This is a genomic window from Pontibacter sp. T17 (assembly GCF_057219875.1).
Genome location: NZ_JBXVVW010000001.1, coordinates 1,079,822 through 1,097,449, shown reverse-complemented (window position 1 = coordinate 1,097,449; position 17,628 = coordinate 1,079,822). Strand labels below are relative to the sequence as shown.

Genomic DNA, 17,628 nt, shown 5'->3' with positions numbered 1-17,628 from the left:
GGGTCAGCTGCCAATCTGGGCCCGCATGTGCAACACCTGTTCGCCAGCCGAGGTCCGCACAGTGACGGTGCGGTGCAGGCGGCCCTTTCGGCCTTTCGTAGCCACCGCCAGCGTGATGCTGCCCTGCTTGCCCGGGCCCACTTCCTGTATTGTACGCACCACTTTCACGCCACGGGTTGCCAGCACCTCGTTTACGCGAATGGGTTCCTTGCCACGGTTGCGCAGCGTAAACTGATACACAAGATCAGGGCCAGCAGCCACCACCTTCTGCGACACATCGTCCTGCATGAACAGTTCGGCCGAGGGAGCTTCCTGTGCTGCGGCTACATACGTACCAGTGAGTACAAAGCGTTTGCGGCCAGCGGCACCCATCTCGTCGGTGTACAGATAGAGCGGAACTTCGAATGGCGCCTCGGCAAGGCCAGCATAGGTTTGCAGTGCGGCTAAGCCTCCCTTGCGGTAACGGAAGGTCAATGTTGTCTGTTCACCTGGGGTCAGGATCCACTTGGCGGGCTCTATCAGGAATGGCTGCTGGGCCAGGTCACGCGTCAACAGCGTCAGCGGCTTGTTCGATAGGTTCTGCACCCGCACCGTCAGGTCTTTGCTCTTTGTCTCCGACACCGGGCCCGCCACCTCACGGACCCACTCGGCGGCCAGCGCCCCCATTGTATCGGCATAGGCAACAGGCTTCTGCTTGGGAGGCACCAGCGCCACCACCACCGTGCTGGGGGTACCGTTACGGCCATCGCTGCCAAGCAAACGCAGTTGCCGCACCAGCTTGCCACTCCGGCCATCGGTCAGCACCTCTACGGTTACCACAAAACGCTCGGCAGGCTGAATAAGCCCTTTTGGGTAACTCACTACTGCCAGACCGCAATCGGCCAGTACGTCCACAATGTGCATCGGCAGCAGCCCTCCGTTCCGGAAGGTCAGGTTCTGACGTACCACTCGGCCCGTCTCCACTTCGCCCAGGTCAAATACCGTACGGTTGTGTGCCAGAAACTGCGCCCGTGCCGGCAGCAGCGCCAGCAGCAGACTTCCGGTCAAGAGCCATTTGCGCATCGGGAGGGAGAGCTGTTCGATGTCTGTTGATTGCAATCAAAGGTAAGTGTTGTCACCACCTGTGTCATCACTAGTTCTCCACGTAGTCCATATCCTCCGGGACGGTATCAGGCTCCACGGGCTTTGCATAGGCACTACGGGTGTGGTGGATGTTCGTCAGGATATACAGGATTTCCTTCTTCAGGGTGTGTACGTCGCGGAATGAGATGCGCGCCGCAGACAGCTGGTTGTCGGTAATCTTGTGGTCGATAACGGCGTCAATCAGTGCGCGGATGTCCTCCTCCGTCGGGTTCTTCATGCTCCGCGAGGCAGCTTCTGCGCTGTCAGACAGCATCAGAATCGCCATTTCCTTGCTCGTGGGTAGCGGCCCCTTGTACCGGAAGTCCGTCTCGTTACACACTTCGTCGGGGTGCATGCGCCGGTAGGTGCGGTAGAAGTGCTCTACCCGCGAAGTGCCGTGGTGCGTCTTGATGAACTCGATGATTTCCCGCGGCAGGTTGTGCTGCTTGGCCAGCTCCACGCCATAGTCCACGTGCGACAGGATGATTTCGGCCGACAGCTGGGCCTCCAGCCGCTCGTGCGGATTGTACCCGTGCTGGTTCTCGATGAAGTATTCCGGCTGATAGATCTTGCCGATGTCGTGAAACAACGCGGCCACCTTCACCTGTAGGGCGTTGGCGCCAATCTTCGTCGCTACGCTCTCGGCGATGTTCGCCACCTGCAGACTGTGCTGGTAGGTACCGGGCGCTTTCAGGCTCAGTTCCTTCAGCAGCGGGTGGTCGGTGTCCAGCAGCTCGATGTACGTCAGGTCAGAAGTAATGCCGAACAGCCGCTCCACGAAGTAGATCAGCGGGTAAGTAGCCAGCGTCAGCAGCACGTTCACCGCCAGCAGAATCAGGTTGGCGTAGTTGATCTCCGTCAGGTCGCCACGCAGGTACAGGTTGTACGCCAGATACGACACCCAGTAGCTCAGCAGCAGCCAGCCCGCCGTACTGAAGAACTGTCCCCGCCGCCGCAGCACCCGCAGGTTCGACACCGCCACCGTGCCCGCACACAGCTGGATGAAGAAGAATTCGAAGTTGTTGTGGATCACGAACCCCGCCAGCACCGCAATGATGATGTTGCTGAAGAAGCCGATACGGTCGTCAAAGAACACCGTTACCATGATGGGCGCCATCGTTACTGGCACCAGCAGGAAGTAGCTCACCGCCACATCCGACACCAGGTGGGGCGTCAGCCGCAGCATCAGCACTATCAGCGTGGTGATGAACAGCATGATGAAGAACAGCAGCGCAATCTTCCGGTTGCGGCCAAACACCTCCCGCCGGCTCAGGCGCAGAAAGTTCATCGTCATCAGCGTCAGCAGGCTCACAATCAGCACCTGCCCCAGCAGCACCACCCACATCTCGCGGTTGCCGCGCGCCTTCTCTTTTTCCGAGTTCAGCGACTCCAGCATGCCTGCTATCTCCGGCGTTATCCGCTGCCCCGACGCCACTATCAACTGGCCCGCCCGCACTTTGCCGTAGTAGCGGCTCACGCGGTTCAGCGCCTGCTGCACATCCTGCTCATACAGTTCGGAATTGTATAGGTGGGTGGGGCGTGTGTGCGCCAGCAGCACCCTCACGAATACTTCGCGGGCTGGCGCCTCAAACACCTTGGAAACCTCACGGGCGCGTGCCTCCACGCGTGGCGCGTCGTACACCGTGCTGCGGTCGGTTATTACCTCGTGCTGCGGCGTGTTCCGCAACGATACAATCGGCTGTTTCAGAGCTGCCCGCTCACGGTCCAGATAACCGGCCTGCTGAATCTCGCGGAGCAGGTCGAGGCTGCGGTTGCGCAAGGCGGGCACTGTCAGGGGTGGCGCCAGCAGCAATTCGGCCTCGCGGGCTTCCAGTGTCGGCGACAGCTTCACCAGCGCTTCCGTCAGAAACGCCTGCGCGCCGGGGGCGCTGCTCCGCCTGATTCGCCGCCACTCCTCGCCTATTCTACCCAGCGTGTCATAATAGGCCTGTAGCCCCATCTGGCTGCGCAGCACCGGCTCCGGCGACAACAGAAACGGCTCGGGCACACGCGTCTGCGCCTGCTGCCGTTCGGCCTGGTATACCTCCGTCACTTTCAGGATCGGGAACTCAAACGGGGCGTACACGTCGGGCTCCTGCCACACACGCCCCACCTCATAGCGGAAAAACCGCGGCTGGGCCTGTGGAAGCAGCAACACTGCCCCCACTACAAATCCTATCATCAGCACCCAGCGTACGGCCTGCCGGTTCCGGTCAAAGTAAGCGGCAAACTGCTGGTACCAGACGGTAGGCTGGTCATTTTCAAATTCGGGACTGCTCACGGGGGCTCCTGTCTCCTGTTACAAACGATGGCACTGTCACGAAAGTACGATTCCCGCACGTCTCACCCGCATACTGTCCACTTGCCACCCTGTCGCTGCCATTTCCGCAACAACCAGCCCTCCCCAATTAAAAATACCGAACGGAATCTAGCGAGCAGTGAATGCGTTATATTTGGGTGCCCTGTGGCATGGAGCCGCAGAGCCCTGATTTAACCACTCCCCTTTCAAATGAGCAATACCGTCTATATCGTAGCCGCCAAGCGTACTCCTGTGGGCGCTTTCCTCGGCTCGCTCAGCGAGGTCCCCGCCGTTACCCTCGGCGCCACCGCCCTCAAGGCTGCCATTGAACAGGCTGGCATCGATGCCAAGCTCATCACCGAACTCTACGTCGGCAACGTCGTCAGCGCCAACCTTGGTCAGGCCCCTGCTACACAGGTAGCCCTTGCCGCTGGCCTCCCCGCCACCACCGTGGCCACCATGCTCAACAAGGCCTGCGCCTCCGGCACCAAAGCCATCATGCTCGGCGCCAGCAGCATCCGCCTCGGCGAAAACGAAATCGTTGCCTGCGGTGGCATGGAAAACATGAGCATGGCCCCCGGCCTCATGCCCTCCTTCCGCTCCGGCAACAAGTACGGCAACATCGAGATGCTCGATGCCCTCGTACGCGACGGCCTCCAGGACCCCTTCAAGAAGCACATGATGGGCATGGCCGGCGAGTTCGCCGCCGAGAAGTACGGCTTTGGCCGCGAAAGCCAGGATGCCTACGCCAAAATGAGCTATGAGCGCGCTCAGGCAGCCTGGAACGCCGGTAAGTTCGCCAGCGAAATTGCCCCTGTTACCATCGCCAGCAAGAAAGGCAACACCGTTATCGACAAGGACGAAGAGCCCTTCCGCGCCCAGTTCGACAAGATGGCCACCCTGAAGCCTGCCTTCAAGACCGACGGCGCCATCACGGCCGCCAACGCCTCCAAGCTCAACGACGGCGCTTCGTTCGTCATCCTCGCCTCGGAAAAGGCCGTGAAGGAGCACAACCTGAAGCCCATCGCCCGCATCGTCTCCTATGGCGACGCCTCTCTGGAGCCTGATTGGTTCACCGTAGCTCCTGCTCAAGCTATCCCCGTGGCCCTCAAGCGCGCAGGTCTCGGCGTACAGGACATGGACTACTTTGAGATCAACGAAGCCTTCTCCGTCGTAGCCCAGGCCAACGCCAAGATTCTCGAAATCGGCATGGACAAGCTGAACGTACGTGGCAGCGCCGTATCCATCGGCCACCCCATCGGCAGCAGCGGTTCGCGCCTGGCCGTTACCCTCGCTTATGCGCTCCAACAGGATGGCAAGAAGTACGGCTGCGTGGGCATCTGCAACGGCGGTGGCGGTGCCAGCGCTCTCGTTCTCGAGCGCGCATAACGCACCTCACAGCATCCAAGCACAAAGGGCAGTCCGCATGGGCTGCCCTTCGTCGTTCAGTCAGTCAGAAGTCTTACGGCTTGGCGCCGGGTTCTACCTCGCAGGTGTTGATGCCCATCAGTGAGTAAAGGCCACAGGTGCTAGCCAGACCGGTTGCAAGGGGCAGCAGCCCCACCAGCGCCCACCAACTCTGGTAATACCCGCCTACTGCGAGAATTGCCACACCCACCACAATGCGGATGGTGCGGTCTGTTTTGCCTACGTTGCGCGTTAACATGGAAGTTGGAGGATTACGTGTTGCCTCAAGTTAGCACCCACACTCCCTGATTTCCAACCCCTTCCGCTCAGTCTGTTTCCTGATTTCCATCAGCCTTCGCGGGCCGTCATCAGTCGAACAGTGACAGCAGCTCCTCGCGGCTCAGCTCCTTGAAGAACTGTTCTTCCGTGCGGATGATCTCGCCGGCGATGTGGGCCTTGCGCTCCTGCAGGCGCAGGATCTTCTCCTCTATCGTGCCCTCGGTGATGAACTTGTGCACCACCACGGTGTTCGTCTGGCCGATACGGTGGGCGCGGGCCACGGCCTGCTTCTCCACCGCTGGGTTCCACCAGGGGTCCATCAACAGCACGTATTCGGCGGCGGTCAGGTTAAGCCCCACCCCACCCGCGCGGATGGACATCAGGAACAGCGGCACGTCGGCGTCTTCCTGAAACTTCGCCACCTGCTTCGCCCGCTCCAGGTCCGGCATCGAGCCGTCCAGATATGCATAGGCTATCTTCTTCTTGTTCAGGTCGGCGCGGATCAGTTGCAGCAGCTTCACAAACTGCGAGAACACCAGCACCTTTTTACCCTGAGCCAACAGGTCTTCCAGTTGTTCCATCAGCACGTCGTACTTGCCACCGCGTCCGGCTTTAGCTTCCACCATGCGCGGGTCTATGGCAATCTGCCGCAGGCGTTGCAGCGAGCTCAGAATCTGCATGCGGTTGCCCTCGAAGTCAGCGGCACTCTGCGCCAGAAAGGTGTTGCGGTAATGCAGGCGGTTGGCCTCGTACAGGGCGTGCTGGTCGGCCTGCATGTCGCAGCCGATGATCTGCTCAATCAGCGGTGGCAGTTCCGAAGCCACCTGCTGCTTGGTGCGCCGCAGCACAAACGGCCGCACGATTTTCCGCAGCTGCTCGGCACGGCTTTCGTTGGCGTCGCGCTCTATCGGCTCGGCGTAGAACCGTTCGAAAAACCGCTCCGACCCCAGCAGACCCCGGTTCAGGAAGTGCATCTGCGTCCACAGGTCCATCGTCGAGTTCTCGATCGGCGTACCCGTCAGCGACAGCCGGCGGCTCGAGATCAGCGTCAGCACGGCCTGCGTTGTCTTGGCGTCGCGGTTCTTGATGTACTGGCTTTCGTCCAGAATGATGTAGTGCCAGCGGTGTTGTGCAAAGGTCTCGCGGTCTTGCCGCACCATGCCATAGGTGGTAATGAGGGCGTCGTACCCAAAGAGCGAGGTTTCGCTGCGGGTGCGCTTGTCGCCGGCATACACCTGTATCACCAGCCCGGGCGTAAACTTCTCGGCTTCATACAGCCAGTTGTACACCAGCGAGTTGGGCACCACGATCAGCGAGCGGGGGCGCTCCTGCCCGGCAGCTTCGGCGCGCTCTTTCTCGCGTTGCAGCAGGGCCAGTGTTTGCAGCGTTTTGCCCAGCCCCATGTCGTCGGCCAGAATGCCGCCAAAGGCATAGTCGCTCAGGAAGCACAGCCAGTCGAAGCCGGCCTGCTGATAGTCGCGTAGGGTGGCCTGCAAGCCTGTGGGCGCTGGCTGGCTCTCAATGGCGTCAAATTGCGTCAGCGTGCCTGCCACCGGGTGTTCGGCTGCTTTCTCGCCCAGAATGGCGGGCAGCAGCAGCGCGTGGTGAGGCGCAAGCAACCAGGCCCCGGCGGGGGTTGGCTGGGCTACTTCGGCAAAGTGGCGCAGCTGCTCGCCCCAGCCGTCGGGCAGGGGCAGGTGGGTGTCGTCGGGCAGGCGCATCAAGCTGTCGCCGTTCACCAGCGCTTTGCGCAGCAGCGCAAAGTCCAGCACCTCGGGCCCCAGCCGCAGCGAGGGCACCACGCGGTAGCCTTCCTGTATCGCTTCTATATCAAACGTCAGCTCAGGCATATACAGCGGCAGCTTGGCGCCTACAAAGGCCTGCTTCACGTCTATGCCCGCAGCGCGCAGCGCCGGATAGTTGCGGCCCACCCAGGCCACCGCCTTGTCCTGGCTCATGCTGAAGCCCAGCAGGTTGGCTTCCGATTGCAGCTTCTGCAACGACTCCACCACCTGCCGCTCCCGCGCCGGGTTACGCTTCACCCGCCGGAAGCCAAAGTTCGTGCCGTCCGAGAAGGTCTGTACATAGGCCTGCCGCGTGGGGTCGGGTGCCAGCTCCAAGCTGTCGTACACCGCCACCAACCGGAAGTCGTAGCGCGTTTCGGCTGGCCGCTCCACTATCAGCCGGAAGGTCGGCTCGGCGTCTACCTCCCGCATCGGGATGCCGTCTACCGTTACCGAGTGTTGTTCAAGCAGCCGCGCCAGAAACTTCTCGTAGAAGTCGGCCTCGCGTGCGGTATCTATATGAATGGCTGGCTTGGCAAAGAAGGGCCGCAGCCGTTTGCCGTCTACGGGCTCATCGAAGGTAAACAGCAGATCGCCGCTCTGCAGCCAGGCGGGTTCGTCTACCACCACCTGCCCAGGGGTTTTGTGCAGCGGCAGCTCTTTGCCTGCGTGGGTAACGGTAAGGCTGTAATCGGTGCCCGCTTCGGTTTTCTTGAACAGAAACGACAGTGATGCCTTGTCACGGCTGAATGTCAGCTCGCGCCCGGCCGGGTAGTTGTCTTTCCCCATCCGGAACACCCGCTTGCCCGACAGCAGCTCAAAGGCCGCCAGCACCTGCTTCCGAACAAAGGCAATGGCCATGTCGCGTTTGGCGCCGTCAGCGAATATCTTGTCGGTCTGGGCTTTGCTCAGGCCCTTGGCATACTTCTGCACCAACGCCGTGGTGGTGATGTCGCCCAGCAGCTGCACCAGCTTGTGGTCCACCTCGTCCAGCAGGTGGGCAAACTGCGCCGCGTTTGCAGGCAACAGGCGTTGATGGGCCAGACTCAGGCTGCCAGCATCGGTGTGCTGCACCACGTGCGCACTGATACTCGTCACGGCCGCTGCCGCACCAAACAGGTCGTGCAGCTGAATGGCATATACCACCGAACACGGCCGGTCCGGATCTACCAGCACGCGGGTTGTGCCAGAACTTGCATGAGTGTAACTCGCCAAAGCAGGGAAGGGGAAGAACCCCACAAGTTAGCGGTTTACATGACAGGACTGGCGGTCTTCTGCGTAATTTATTCTGAATCTGTCATTTACCGCCATCACTTTCGCAGGTTCAGCTTCATCAACAGGGCATTGTAACGCCCCGTCAGCTCGCTGATGCGGTAGGCTGTGCGGTCGTGGCGGGTGCCCATGTCGGTCAGTAGGCGCTCCAGTTCAGTGGCACGCTCGGTCAGCTGGTGGTGCAGCGCGGCATGGTCCGCCAGCTCAGCGCGGGTGGCGGCTTCGTCAAGGTCGCTATCGGCCACCTTCGTCTGAAAGGTATTGTACAGTGTATGGCGCCGCACGTAGTTCTCCTTCAGACTGTTCACCTGGGCGGCCAGGCGCTCGGCCTCCCGACACACCTGCTTCAGGGTGTCCAGTCCGGCACGAGCTTCGGTCCGTTTCGCCGAGTCCTGAAGGGCGGTCAGGTCCAGTTCCTGCTGGTGAAGGCCCTCTCGGCATACCTCGGTAGCCTGCTGACTCATACGCTCCAGCCGGGCAACCGTCTCACCCAGCACCCCGTACTGAGGCGCCAGTACATTCACTTCATTCTTCAGTTGCTGAGGCAGCTTCTGGCAGCTCACCACCAGCAGCCCCAATGTAAGTATCAGGAGTAGCCGCATGTGTAGATGAATGGGAGGTATCAGCGGGCGCGTGCCGCCACTTTGGTCCAGTCGGCCACTGACCAGAAGGCCGTGATGTAGTCGGCGCGCTTGTTCTGGTATTTCAGGTAATAGGCGTGCTCCCACACATCCAGGCCCAGCAGCGGCTTCCCTTGCATAGCAGCCACTGGCATCAGCGGATTGTCCTGGTTTGGGGTGGTGGCAATGACCCATTTACCATCGGGCTGCTGTACCAGCCATGCCCAGCCCGAGCCAAACACGTCCTTCGCAGCTTTCTCAAACTTCTCACGAAAGCTGCCCCATGTACCGAAGTGTCGATTGATCTGCCCAATCAGCGTCTCCGTCGGACGGGCAGGCTTGGGCGTCAGGCTCTCCCAGAAGAACGTGTGGTTCCAGTGGCCCCCACCGTGGTTGCGCACAGCCGTGCGTATGCCTTCCGGCACGGTCGTGTTCAGCTCGGCCAGCAGCGTCTCCAGTGTCCTGACATGAAGGGGCGCATGGTCTTTCAGCGCGTTGTTCAGGTTGGTTACATATGCTGCGTGGTGCTTCTCATAGTGTATCTGCATCGTCAGAGCATCGACATACGGCTCCAGCGAATTGTAGGCGTAGGGAAGCGCGGCCTGCGAAAATGGATATCCGGCCGTATCTGGCAGCAGGGCAGCGGTCAGCGGCTGACTCTTCAGCGTCAGAAAAGCCCCCGTGGCGGCACTTGCGGCGATGAATTCTCGGCGGGTCATATCTCAAGCGGGTTATGGAGTGGTTACGAAAGCTACAGTTCTCTCTGCATAACCTGTGCCAGTCTTGAATCATTCATCCTTTCACCCGAAGTTGCCACCTGTCTTATGGTTCACTTTTCCTTCTGGGCGCAGCAGGTGGTGCAGCTGTCCCGGCCCCACCAGCCCACACTCACGCAAATCCTGTTACGTCACCCCCATCTGCTTTCCCCAGCACAGATGCAGGTGCTACAGGCATGGCAGCGATCGGGCCTCACAGCAGCCCTAGCCCCCTTTGCGCTGGAGCCGCCCCTGCTCACTGGCACCTTTCCTCTCAACCTACACACCCCCACCAGCGACCTCGATGTGCTCCTGCATACGCCAGCCACACGGCTTTCTGTCCTCGCCTGGTTTCTTCGTCGGGCCTATCACGCACGCACACGCATCAATGAGGGTGTGCTCACCGCCCGTTTCAGGCTGGGCGCCCTGCCCGTGGAGATATACGCCGCTCCCCAGCCGCTCGACCAGCAGGCCGCCTGGCGCCATCTCTGGGTTGAAGCGGCCCTGCTGACCCACAGCCCCGATCCACTCGCCACCTTTCGGGCCATTCGCCGCCTGCGCCAGCAGCGCCTCAAAACCGAGCCCGCCTTCGCCACACACTTCCACCTGCCAGGAAACCCCTGGCAGGCACTCTATGACCTTTCCCTGCAGCCAACCGAGGCCATCCGGCAACAGGCCTCCCACCCACACTGACCCGCACCATTCCATTCCGCTGCGTGTTACCTTCACACTAGACTTCACGCCCCAACTCCCATGACCACCCGACCCATGCGTTACAAGCTCTTCGGCACCAGCGGCCTCCGCGTCTCCGAACTCTCACTCGGCACCATGACCTTCGGCGAAGACTGGGGCTGGGGTGCGTCACCCTCCGAAAGCCGCGCCATCTACGATGCCTACCGCACCGCCGGCGGTAACTTCATTGACACCGCCAACTACTATCAGGCCGGCAACTCTGAGCGCATCCTCGCCGACATCATTGCGCCAGCCCGCGAAGAACTCATCGTCGCCACCAAGTACACGCTTGGCATGCGCCGCAACGACCCCAACGCCGGCGGCAACCACCGCAAAAACCTCGTGCAGGCTGTAGAAGCCAGCCTCAAGCGCCTCGGCACCGACTACATCGACCTCCTATGGGTACACGCCTGGGACTTCACCACGCCCGTCGTCGAGGTCATGCGCGCCCTTAACGACCTCTGTGCCTCTGGCAAGGTGCTGCACATCGCCGCCTCCGATACCCCCGCCTGGATCGTCGCCCAGGCCAACACCCTGGCCGCACACCACGGCTGGCACACCTTCTGCGCCATTCAGGTTGAGTACTCCCTCATCCAGCGTACCCCCGAACGCGACCTCCTGCCTATGGCGCGTGCTTTTGGGCTGGGCGTCACCCCGTGGAGCCCCCTAGGCGGCGGCATCCTCACTGGCAAGCACAAGCCCGGCAAGCCAGCGGAAGGCGCCCGTCTTAAGGAAGGCAGCCTCCGCTTCTCCGACCGCAACTTTGCCATCGTCGAAGCAGTAGAGGCCGTTGCCAAGGAGGTGGGTGCACAGCCCGCACAGGTGGCCCTCGCCTGGCTGCGCCAGCAGGAGCCCTACTTTGTGCCCATCCTCGGTGCCCGCAACGTGGCCCAGCTCAAGGCCAACCTCGGCAGTCTGGACGTCACCCTCACCGACCACCACATGCGCCTGCTCGACGCCGCCAGCGCCATCGAACTTGGCTTCCCTCACCAGTTCCTCCACACCGACAACGTCCGCGACATCATCTTCCAGGGCACCTGGCCCAGCGTCGACTGGCCCCACCGCGACCGCCTCTGAGTAGGTGGCCTCAGGCAGCTACAAAGTCAAAAGGCACTACTGAGCCAGTAGTGCCTTTTCTCTTCCTGCCACATACGTCACGAGCGTAGCGAAGAAATCTATCTCACCCAATTCGCAATTCGCGAATTGCGAATCAGCCCAGCAGCGCACGCTCCAGGTGCCCCGCGTCTGTCAGATGGTACGCATCCAGCCCCGCCGACCGTGCCCCCACCACGTGCTGAATCGAGTCGTCGATGAACAGCGTCTCTTCCGGCTTCCAGTTCAGACCCTCAACAGCCATTAAGAACGACGCCCGTTCAGGCTTCCGCACTCCCATCTCAAAACTGGCCCACACCCGCTCGAACTTCGGCACCAGCGGCCCGATCTGTGGATACACTACCTCCCAGTGCAGGGCGTTGGTGTTGCTCAGCAGGGCAATGCGATAGCCCCGGTTCTTCACGCGGTCGAGCAACTCAGGCCGGCCTGGCATCAGGCCCAGCAGCATTGCGTTCCATGCTTCGGTGATCTCGGCGTCTGTAGCAGGCACGCCCATCAGGCGGCGCACCCCATCCAGGAAATCTGCCGTTCCCATTCTGCCCGCCTCATACTCGTCGAAAATCGGGTCCTGCTTCGCTTGCGTGTAAGCCAGCGGCTTGGCACCATGTTTGGCAGCGAGTGTTTCCAGGGCCGATGTCGTCAGGTGATAGTTCACCGCGTAGTGAACACCGCCCAGGTCAAACAGTATATTCCGGATATTGGGGGAGAGTATCATGAAGCGTTACGTCAGTTCAGCGGCCAAAGTTAGCCTAATCTTTTCCCTGTGGGTGGCCTGCGTGGCCCCCCTCATGCTGGTAGCACAAGCGCCTACCACTACGGTTGCCGCCGCCGACAGTTTGCCGCCGCGCGTGCAGACCGGAGCCGAAGTGCTGCTGGCCCAACCCGGTCTGTTGGCCCGCCTCAAGGGCAAACGCCTGGCACTCGTCGCCAACCACACCGCGCAGGTCAATGGCCGCCACCTCGCCGACCTCCTCCTCCAGAAGGGCTTCCGCATCCAGCGCGTCTTCGCCCCCGAACATGGCTTCCGTGGCGGCGTAGAAGCAGGTGCTACCATCCGCGATGGCGTTGACACCCAGACGGGCTTATCCGTCGTCTCATTGTACGGTGCCAACAAAAAGCCTACCGCTGCCCAGCTCGCCGATGTCGACATCGTCCTTTTCGATATACAGGATGTCGGTACGCGCTTCTATACCTACCTCAGCACGCTGGCCTATGTACAGGAGGCCTGCGCTGAACAGGGCCCCGAGTTCTGGGTGCTCGACCGCCCCAATCCCAACGGAAACGCCGTCAGCGGCCCCGTTCTCGACACTGTACAGCACCGCAGCTTTGTCGGCCTGCATCCCATTCCCGTGCTCCACGGCATGACGCTCGGCGAGTATGCGCAGCTGCTCAACGGCGAGCGTTGGCTGGCTGGTGGCAAACAGGCGCGACTCACCGTCGTGCGTATGACCCACTGGACACACAGCACCTCCTGGGAGCAGACCCGCCTGCCCTGGATTCCCCCAAGTCCAAACCTGCCAACACCCGAAAGCGCACGCCTCTACCCCTACCTCTGCTGGTACGAAGGCACACCCGTCAGTGTTGGCCGAGGTACCCCAACCCCGTTCACCATTATAGGCATACCTGGAGGCCGGGTGCTCCCTGCCATGGACTCCACTTTCTACCTCTCGTTCGGCGAGGGTTTTACGGGCATCGGCATTACCTTCACACCTGTGGCCATGCCTGGCAAGGCCGACAACCCGCCCTATCGCGACAAGCCACTTTACGGCCTCGCCATCATTCGCGACTCCACCGCCAGTTCTGAGGCTCTTTGGCTCTCCGCTGTAGATCTCCTCTATTTCCTGTACAAGGAAGAGGGCAGCGGCAGCAGTTTTTTCCTGCCTTTCTTCGATCGTCTTGCGGGCACCTCGCAGCTTAAACGCCAGGTCATTGCAGGCGAAAAACCCTTCCGTATTGTACTCGGCTGGACACCCGCCGTCGATGCCTTCCGCCGCATCCGGGCGCGCTATCTACTCTACCCTCGATAATATATCCTTTGGCCTTCAGCCATTTTTTTGCCATTTTAGAGGAAATGGCCGGGCTTTTGCGAAGCAAATCTCACCGCCTTATCGTCCTCGTCCCTTATGGCTAAAACGCTCCTGCTCGTAGAAGACCTGCCCGAAAACCGCGAAGTCCTTGCCCAGATCCTGTCGCGGGCTGGCTACAATATCCTTGAAGCCGCCGACGGCCAGGGCGCACTCTCTAAAGCCGAGGCCCTCCAGCCCGATCTTATCGTGCTCGACATCGGCTTGCCTGACCTCGATGGCTTCGAGGTCCTGCAACGGCTGCTTGCCAAGCCCGAGACTGCCAGCATCCCAGTGGTGTTTCTCACCGCCCACGACGACGAAGAGCGCATCCGACAGGCCGCACGCCTAGGTGCCACCAATTTCCTCGTAAAGCCTATCGCAGGCCCAGACCTTGTAGAGGCCATAGAAGACATCTTTAGCGACCTTGCCGCCGAAGACCTCCTCGACGAGGACGACGACGAAACCCTCGTCTGACCGCCCGCAAACTTAGTAGCGGATCTCGAAACTCGCGAACCCTTCGGGCATACCCTCGGCTACTGCCACATCCGTAACCTGCGCCAACGGTGGGCCTTGCATGCACCAAGCCGTTAGCTGTGCCAGTGCAGCCTCTGTACCTTCTGCCGCGATCTCTACCGAGCCCTCTGGCAGGTTTCGCACCCAGCCTTTGAGGCCCAGTTCTACGGCTTTGCGCTGTGTACTTGCACGGTACGACACGCCTTGCACCCGGCCAGATATCCGTATGTTCAGACGTTTCATTTCTACTGCTTCTTGGACATTCAACAGCCCACGGTTTTCTCCGGTTCACTTGTCTTTCTGTCTGTTTTAATTCCAAACTGCGGGAACCATTTTTAGCTATCAGCGCTAGACCTGTGAGGTGGCTTTCCGGCTTTCTCCGTTGGATGGGGAAGCGCCCGGGGCCCTTACCTTTATGTCCATCCCCTTCAAGTCTGTCGCCCCACTACACGTGGGCATTGAGCTGGAACTCCAGATCCTCAATACTTCCACCTGGAACCTCCAGCCCGTCGCTGCCGAGCTGCTCCAACGAATCCAACTGCACGACGTCCACTGGACCAGTTGTCTTGAAATTACCCAGAGTATGTTCGAGGTCGGCTCCTCCCCGCACGAAAGCATTTCCAATCTGCAACAGGAGGTAGCGCAGATGCGCGACATCCTTGCCAACGAAGCCAAAGCCCTCGGCGTGGCCCTCTGCGGAGGAGGCGCACATGCCTTCCACCGCTGGACCGATCGCCTCATCACACCCTCACCTCGCTTCCAGTTTCTCGCCGACACCTATGGCTATCTCGCCCGGCTCTTCACCGTCTTCGGCCAGCACATCCACGTCTCAGTTGCCTCCGCCGACGACGCCATTTATCTTACCCACGCCCTCCAGCGCTACATCCCACACTTCATAGCCCTGGCGGCCTCCAGCCCCTTCTACGAAGAACAGGCCACCGAATACGATACCTACCGCCTCAACATCGTAGATGCCTTTCCCCTCTCGGGCGTCCTGCCGCTCAGCATCCTCAACTGGGAGCAGTTCTGCGCTTACGTCAATCGCCTGCAACAGGCCCAGATCATTTCCGATCTCAAGGACTTCTACTGGGACATCCGCCCAAAGCCCCACCTCGGAACAGTCGAAATTCGCGTCTGCGATTGCCCCCTCACCGTGCAGCTCGCTGCGGATTTGGCCGCCTACGCACAGGCCCTTTCACGCTATCTTCTGCGCGAAAAACCCCAACTTCCCATCGATCCACTCCTCGCCGACGCCGCCTATCGCCACAATCGATTTCAGGCTTGCCGGCGTGGATTTCAGGCGCGCCTCGTTGACGCCCATGATGGCCGCTCCACCTATCTCGAAGGTGACCTCGGCCGCACCCTTCTCATCCTTCAGTCTGACTTCCAGGCCCTTGGCACCCTCGACGCCTACGAGCGCCTTCGCACCCAGACCGAGGCCTGCCACAACGGCGCCCACTGGCTCCGCGAGGCCTTCGCCGCCAACCCCAGCTTCCCCCAGCTACTGCGCGCTCAGTCGGAACTATGGTTGAGTTGATCTCTAGCAAAAGCAAACGCCCCGATAGCCGGGGCGTTTCGCTTTTCGGTTGGTTCGGCAGCCTTACTTGCTTTCGCGCTGAAGGCCGTACTTCTCGATCTTGTTGTACAGGTGGCTCCGCTGAATGTCAATCTCCTCGGCAGTCTTCGTCACATTCCAGCCGTTCTTCACCAGCTTGTGGTGAATGAACTCGCGCTCCATGTGATCTTTGAAGTCCTGGAATTTGTCAAAGCCAGCGATCACCTGTTCGCAGTAATCTTCCAGACCAGCCGCGGGGGCCAAGGCAGCCGCTGCGTCTTGTACAACAGGTGCACCCATCACAGGGTTGCCTGCATACATCACTACCTCTTTATCCTGTATCTCGGCTCCAGAGAATATTGCGAGGCGTTCTATCACGTTGCGCAGCTCGCGCACATTCCCTGTCCAGGGCATGGCCTTCAGCAGCACCAGCGCCTTGTCCGATATAGTCTTGGCGGGGTAGCCATATTCCTGACAGATTTCATCCAGAAACGCCTGCGCCAGTGCGGGCACATCGTCGCGCCGTTGGGCCAGGTCTGGCACATGTATCAGAATAACCGACAAGCGGTGATACAGGTCCTCGCGGAAGTTGCCCTTGGCAATCTCCTCAAGCAGGTTCTTGTTGGTGGCGGCCACTATACGCACATCCACCGTAATCTCCTTATCGCCACCTACCCGAGTAATGCGGTTCTCCTGTAGCGCGCGCAGCACTTTCGCCTGCGCCGACAGCGACATGTCGCCAATCTCATCCAGGAACAGCGTACCACCCGTCGCCTGCTCAAACTTGCCAATCCGCTGGCGTACAGCGCTCGTAAACGAGCCCTTTTCGTGGCCAAACAGTTCGCTTTCTATCAGCTCGGCTGGTATCGCCGCGCAGTTCACTTCCACCAGCGCGCCTGCACTGCGGTTGCTCTGCTCATGAATCCACCTGGCGACAAGCTCCTTGCCCGTACCATTGCTGCCGGTTATCAGCACACGGGCTTCGGTCACCGCTACCTTGGCAATGGTGTCTTTGATGTGCTGAATGGCATCGCTTGTGCCAATAATTTCGCGTACCCCGCTCACCTTACGGCGCAGCACACGCGTCTCCTGCACCAGCGTGCTCTTGTCCAGCGCGTTGCGAATGGACACCAGCAGGCGGTTCAGGTCCGGCGGCTTCTCTATAAAGTCGTACGCGCCCTTCTTCGTCGCCTCTACAGCAGTATCGATATTCGCGTGCCCCGAAATCATGATGAACTGGGTGTCCGGGCGCAGCGGTATCGCCTGCTCCAGCAGCTCCAGTCCATCAATCTTCGGCATCTTGACGTCGCACAATACGACGTCATACGTATTGGCTTTCAGCAGTTCCAGCCCTTCCTCTCCATCCCCCGCCTCATCCACCTGATATTGTTCAAACTCCAGTATGTCGCGCAGCGTGTTGCGAATACTCCGTTCGTCATCAATAATCAGTACGCGGGCGAGCGTCTGGCTGGGTTTCGCGGGCATAGGCTACCGAAATGTGTTGATTGTTGTTTGTTAACCCTGCCCATGCAGGAATCGTGCCGGATTACACCGTCATGATTTCCTTCTCCTTCGCTTCCAGCATCTGCTCAATCTTCGTCACATGGCTGTCGGTCATCTTCTGCACCTCGGCCTCAGCGGCTTTTACGCTATCCTCTGGTTCGCCATCCTTCACCAGTTTCTTCAGCGCATCGTTCTGGTCGCGACGCACGGCACGTACCGTCACCTTGGCGGCTTCGCCCACGTCCTTCGTCTGCTTCACCAGGTTCTTGCGGCGGTCTTCCGTGAGCGAGGGCATCGTCAGGCGAATCAGGATACCATCGTTCTGCGGCGTTATGCCCAGCGTGCTTTCCACAATGGCCCGCTCGATCGGCGCAATCAGGTTACGCTCGTATGGCTGAATCGTCAGCGTGCGCGCATCGGCCAGATTGATCACCGCTACCTGATTGACCGGAGTCGGAGCCCCGTAGTAATCCACCCGGATGCTGTCCAGCATGGCAGGGCTGGCTTTGCCCGCACGGATCTTCATCAGTTCGTTGTCCAGGTGGTCAATGGCCTTCTGCATGCCTTCCTTGGCTTTTGCCAGTACGGCCTTGATACGGTCAGACATA

16 protein-coding genes and 1 pseudogene are annotated in these 17,628 nt (G+C 60.4%); 6 read left to right on the top strand and 11 right to left on the bottom strand.

From position 1 onward, the window contains the following. Positions 1 to 3 precede the first annotated feature (3 nt). Together AC2D8O_RS04925 and AC2D8O_RS04920 are read right to left on the bottom strand one after the other, a co-directional pair. Positions 4 to 1,062, bottom strand: coding sequence for a DUF1573 domain-containing protein (locus AC2D8O_RS04925; RefSeq protein WP_484677681.1), 1,059 nt, complete (start codon positions 1,060 to 1,062; stop codon positions 4 to 6). Between the two features lie 70 nt (positions 1,063 to 1,132). Beyond that, positions 1,133 to 3,403, bottom strand: coding sequence for an HD family phosphohydrolase (locus tag AC2D8O_RS04920; protein ID WP_484677680.1), 2,271 nt, complete (start codon positions 3,401 to 3,403; stop codon positions 1,133 to 1,135). 228 nt (positions 3,404 to 3,631) lie between these two features. On the opposite strand from AC2D8O_RS04920, the gene AC2D8O_RS04915 reads away from it, so the two are divergent. Further along, positions 3,632 to 4,810, top strand: coding sequence for a thiolase family protein (locus AC2D8O_RS04915; RefSeq protein WP_484677679.1), 1,179 nt, complete (start codon positions 3,632 to 3,634; stop codon positions 4,808 to 4,810). Between the two features lie 73 nt (positions 4,811 to 4,883). Here the strand turns inward: AC2D8O_RS04915 and AC2D8O_RS04910 are convergent, their stop codons facing one another. The 4 genes from AC2D8O_RS04910 to AC2D8O_RS04895 all read right to left on the bottom strand — a co-directional run bounded on the left by AC2D8O_RS04910 (position 4,884) and on the right by AC2D8O_RS04895 (position 9,502). After that, positions 4,884 to 5,087, bottom strand: a complete 204-nt coding sequence (locus AC2D8O_RS04910) for a YgaP family membrane protein (RefSeq protein ID WP_484677678.1) — start codon at positions 5,085 to 5,087, stop codon at positions 4,884 to 4,886. A gap of 109 nt (positions 5,088 to 5,196) precedes the next feature. Beyond that, on the bottom strand, positions 5,197 to 8,067 hold the full coding sequence (locus AC2D8O_RS04905; protein WP_484677677.1) for a DEAD/DEAH box helicase: 2,871 nt from the start codon (positions 8,065 to 8,067) through the stop codon (positions 5,197 to 5,199). A gap of 134 nt (positions 8,068 to 8,201) precedes the next feature. Then, a complete protein-coding gene (locus AC2D8O_RS04900; protein ID WP_484677676.1) occupies positions 8,202 to 8,765 on the bottom strand; it encodes a hypothetical protein in 564 nt (187 codons plus the stop codon). A 20-nt stretch (positions 8,766 to 8,785) separates the two neighbouring features. After that, on the bottom strand, positions 8,786 to 9,502 hold the full coding sequence (locus AC2D8O_RS04895; RefSeq protein WP_484677675.1) for a superoxide dismutase: 717 nt from the start codon (positions 9,500 to 9,502) through the stop codon (positions 8,786 to 8,788). A 105-nt stretch (positions 9,503 to 9,607) separates the two neighbouring features. Between AC2D8O_RS04895 and AC2D8O_RS04890 the strand changes: the two genes are divergently transcribed. Both AC2D8O_RS04890 and AC2D8O_RS04885 read left to right on the top strand, forming a co-directional pair. Next, positions 9,608 to 10,231: a DUF4269 domain-containing protein gene (locus tag AC2D8O_RS04890; protein WP_484677674.1), complete on the top strand. Its 624-nt coding sequence runs from the start codon at positions 9,608 to 9,610 to the stop codon at positions 10,229 to 10,231. A 60-nt stretch (positions 10,232 to 10,291) separates the two neighbouring features. Next, entirely contained in the window at positions 10,292 to 11,347 is a 1,056-nt protein-coding gene (locus tag AC2D8O_RS04885) for an aldo/keto reductase (protein ID WP_484677673.1), read from the top strand. Positions 11,348 to 11,480: 133 nt separating this feature from the next. Here the strand turns inward: AC2D8O_RS04885 and AC2D8O_RS04880 are convergent, their stop codons facing one another. Next, a complete protein-coding gene (locus AC2D8O_RS04880) occupies positions 11,481 to 12,098 on the bottom strand; it encodes an HAD family hydrolase (RefSeq protein ID WP_484677672.1) in 618 nt (205 codons plus the stop codon). 73 nt (positions 12,099 to 12,171) lie between these two features. On the opposite strand from AC2D8O_RS04880, the gene AC2D8O_RS04875 reads away from it, so the two are divergent. Both AC2D8O_RS04875 and AC2D8O_RS04870 read left to right on the top strand, forming a co-directional pair. Beyond that, the gene (locus AC2D8O_RS04875) at positions 12,172 to 13,410 is read left to right on the top strand and encodes an exo-beta-N-acetylmuramidase NamZ family protein (protein ID WP_484677671.1); all 1,239 of its coding nucleotides are present in this window, start codon (positions 12,172 to 12,174) and stop codon (positions 13,408 to 13,410) included. Between the two features lie 96 nt (positions 13,411 to 13,506). Continuing rightward, positions 13,507 to 13,923 carry a response regulator gene (locus tag AC2D8O_RS04870; RefSeq protein WP_484677670.1) on the top strand — a complete coding sequence of 139 codons (417 nt, stop codon included), beginning with the start codon at positions 13,507 to 13,509 and terminating at the stop codon, positions 13,921 to 13,923. Positions 13,924 to 13,935: 12 nt separating this feature from the next. Here AC2D8O_RS04870 and AC2D8O_RS04865 read toward each other — a convergent pair whose 3' ends face one another. Next, on the bottom strand, positions 13,936 to 14,205 hold the full coding sequence (locus tag AC2D8O_RS04865; protein ID WP_484677669.1) for an acylphosphatase: 270 nt from the start codon (positions 14,203 to 14,205) through the stop codon (positions 13,936 to 13,938). 172 nt (positions 14,206 to 14,377) lie between these two features. Between AC2D8O_RS04865 and AC2D8O_RS04860 the strand changes: the two genes are divergently transcribed. After that, the gene (locus AC2D8O_RS04860; RefSeq protein WP_484677668.1) at positions 14,378 to 15,499 is read left to right on the top strand and encodes a YbdK family carboxylate-amine ligase; all 1,122 of its coding nucleotides are present in this window, start codon (positions 14,378 to 14,380) and stop codon (positions 15,497 to 15,499) included. A gap of 63 nt (positions 15,500 to 15,562) precedes the next feature. Here the strand turns inward: AC2D8O_RS04860 and AC2D8O_RS04855 are convergent, their stop codons facing one another. The 3 genes and pseudogenes from AC2D8O_RS04855 to frr all read right to left on the bottom strand — a co-directional run bounded on the left by AC2D8O_RS04855 (position 15,563) and on the right by frr (position 17,627). Then, positions 15,563 to 15,700: a helix-turn-helix domain-containing protein gene (locus AC2D8O_RS04855; RefSeq protein WP_484678268.1), complete on the bottom strand. Its 138-nt coding sequence runs from the start codon at positions 15,698 to 15,700 to the stop codon at positions 15,563 to 15,565. Positions 15,701 to 15,832: 132 nt separating this feature from the next. Next, positions 15,833 to 17,002, bottom strand: a pseudogene (locus AC2D8O_RS04850) (sigma-54-dependent transcriptional regulator); the annotation flags it as partial. 61 nt (positions 17,003 to 17,063) lie between these two features. Next, entirely contained in the window at positions 17,064 to 17,627 is a 564-nt protein-coding gene (gene frr / locus AC2D8O_RS04845) for a ribosome recycling factor (protein WP_484677667.1), read from the bottom strand. Position 17,628: the final 1 nt, after the last annotated feature.

What these genes read in the sequence shown, in the direction of transcription:
- AC2D8O_RS04865 (WP_484677669.1), bottom strand. Translation starts at nt 14,205, where the DNA reads ATGAAACGTCTGAACATACGGATATCTGGCCGGGTGCAAGGCGTGTCG.
- AC2D8O_RS04910 (WP_484677678.1), bottom strand. Translation starts at nt 5,087, where the DNA reads ATGTTAACGCGCAACGTAGGCAAAACAGACCGCACCATCCGCATTGTG.
- AC2D8O_RS04885 (WP_484677673.1), top strand. Translation starts at nt 10,292, where the DNA reads ATGACCACCCGACCCATGCGTTACAAGCTCTTCGGCACCAGCGGCCTC.
- frr (WP_484677667.1), bottom strand. Translation starts at nt 17,627, where the DNA reads ATGTCTGACCGTATCAAGGCCGTACTGGCAAAAGCCAAGGAAGGCATG.
- AC2D8O_RS04860 (WP_484677668.1), top strand. Translation starts at nt 14,378, where the DNA reads ATGTCCATCCCCTTCAAGTCTGTCGCCCCACTACACGTGGGCATTGAG.
- AC2D8O_RS04915 (WP_484677679.1), top strand. Translation starts at nt 3,632, where the DNA reads ATGAGCAATACCGTCTATATCGTAGCCGCCAAGCGTACTCCTGTGGGC.
- AC2D8O_RS04890 (WP_484677674.1), top strand. Translation starts at nt 9,608, where the DNA reads ATGGTTCACTTTTCCTTCTGGGCGCAGCAGGTGGTGCAGCTGTCCCGG.
- AC2D8O_RS04870 (WP_484677670.1), top strand. Translation starts at nt 13,507, where the DNA reads ATGGCTAAAACGCTCCTGCTCGTAGAAGACCTGCCCGAAAACCGCGAA.
- AC2D8O_RS04925 (WP_484677681.1), bottom strand. Translation starts at nt 1,062, where the DNA reads ATGCGCAAATGGCTCTTGACCGGAAGTCTGCTGCTGGCGCTGCTGCCG.
- AC2D8O_RS04900 (WP_484677676.1), bottom strand. Translation starts at nt 8,765, where the DNA reads ATGCGGCTACTCCTGATACTTACATTGGGGCTGCTGGTGGTGAGCTGC.
- AC2D8O_RS04875 (WP_484677671.1), top strand. Translation starts at nt 12,172, where the DNA reads ATGCTGGTAGCACAAGCGCCTACCACTACGGTTGCCGCCGCCGACAGT.
- AC2D8O_RS04855 (WP_484678268.1), bottom strand. Translation starts at nt 15,700, where the DNA reads ATGGAGCGCGAGTTCATTCACCACAAGCTGGTGAAGAACGGCTGGAAT.
- AC2D8O_RS04895 (WP_484677675.1), bottom strand. Translation starts at nt 9,502, where the DNA reads ATGACCCGCCGAGAATTCATCGCCGCAAGTGCCGCCACGGGGGCTTTT.
- AC2D8O_RS04880 (WP_484677672.1), bottom strand. Translation starts at nt 12,098, where the DNA reads ATGATACTCTCCCCCAATATCCGGAATATACTGTTTGACCTGGGCGGT.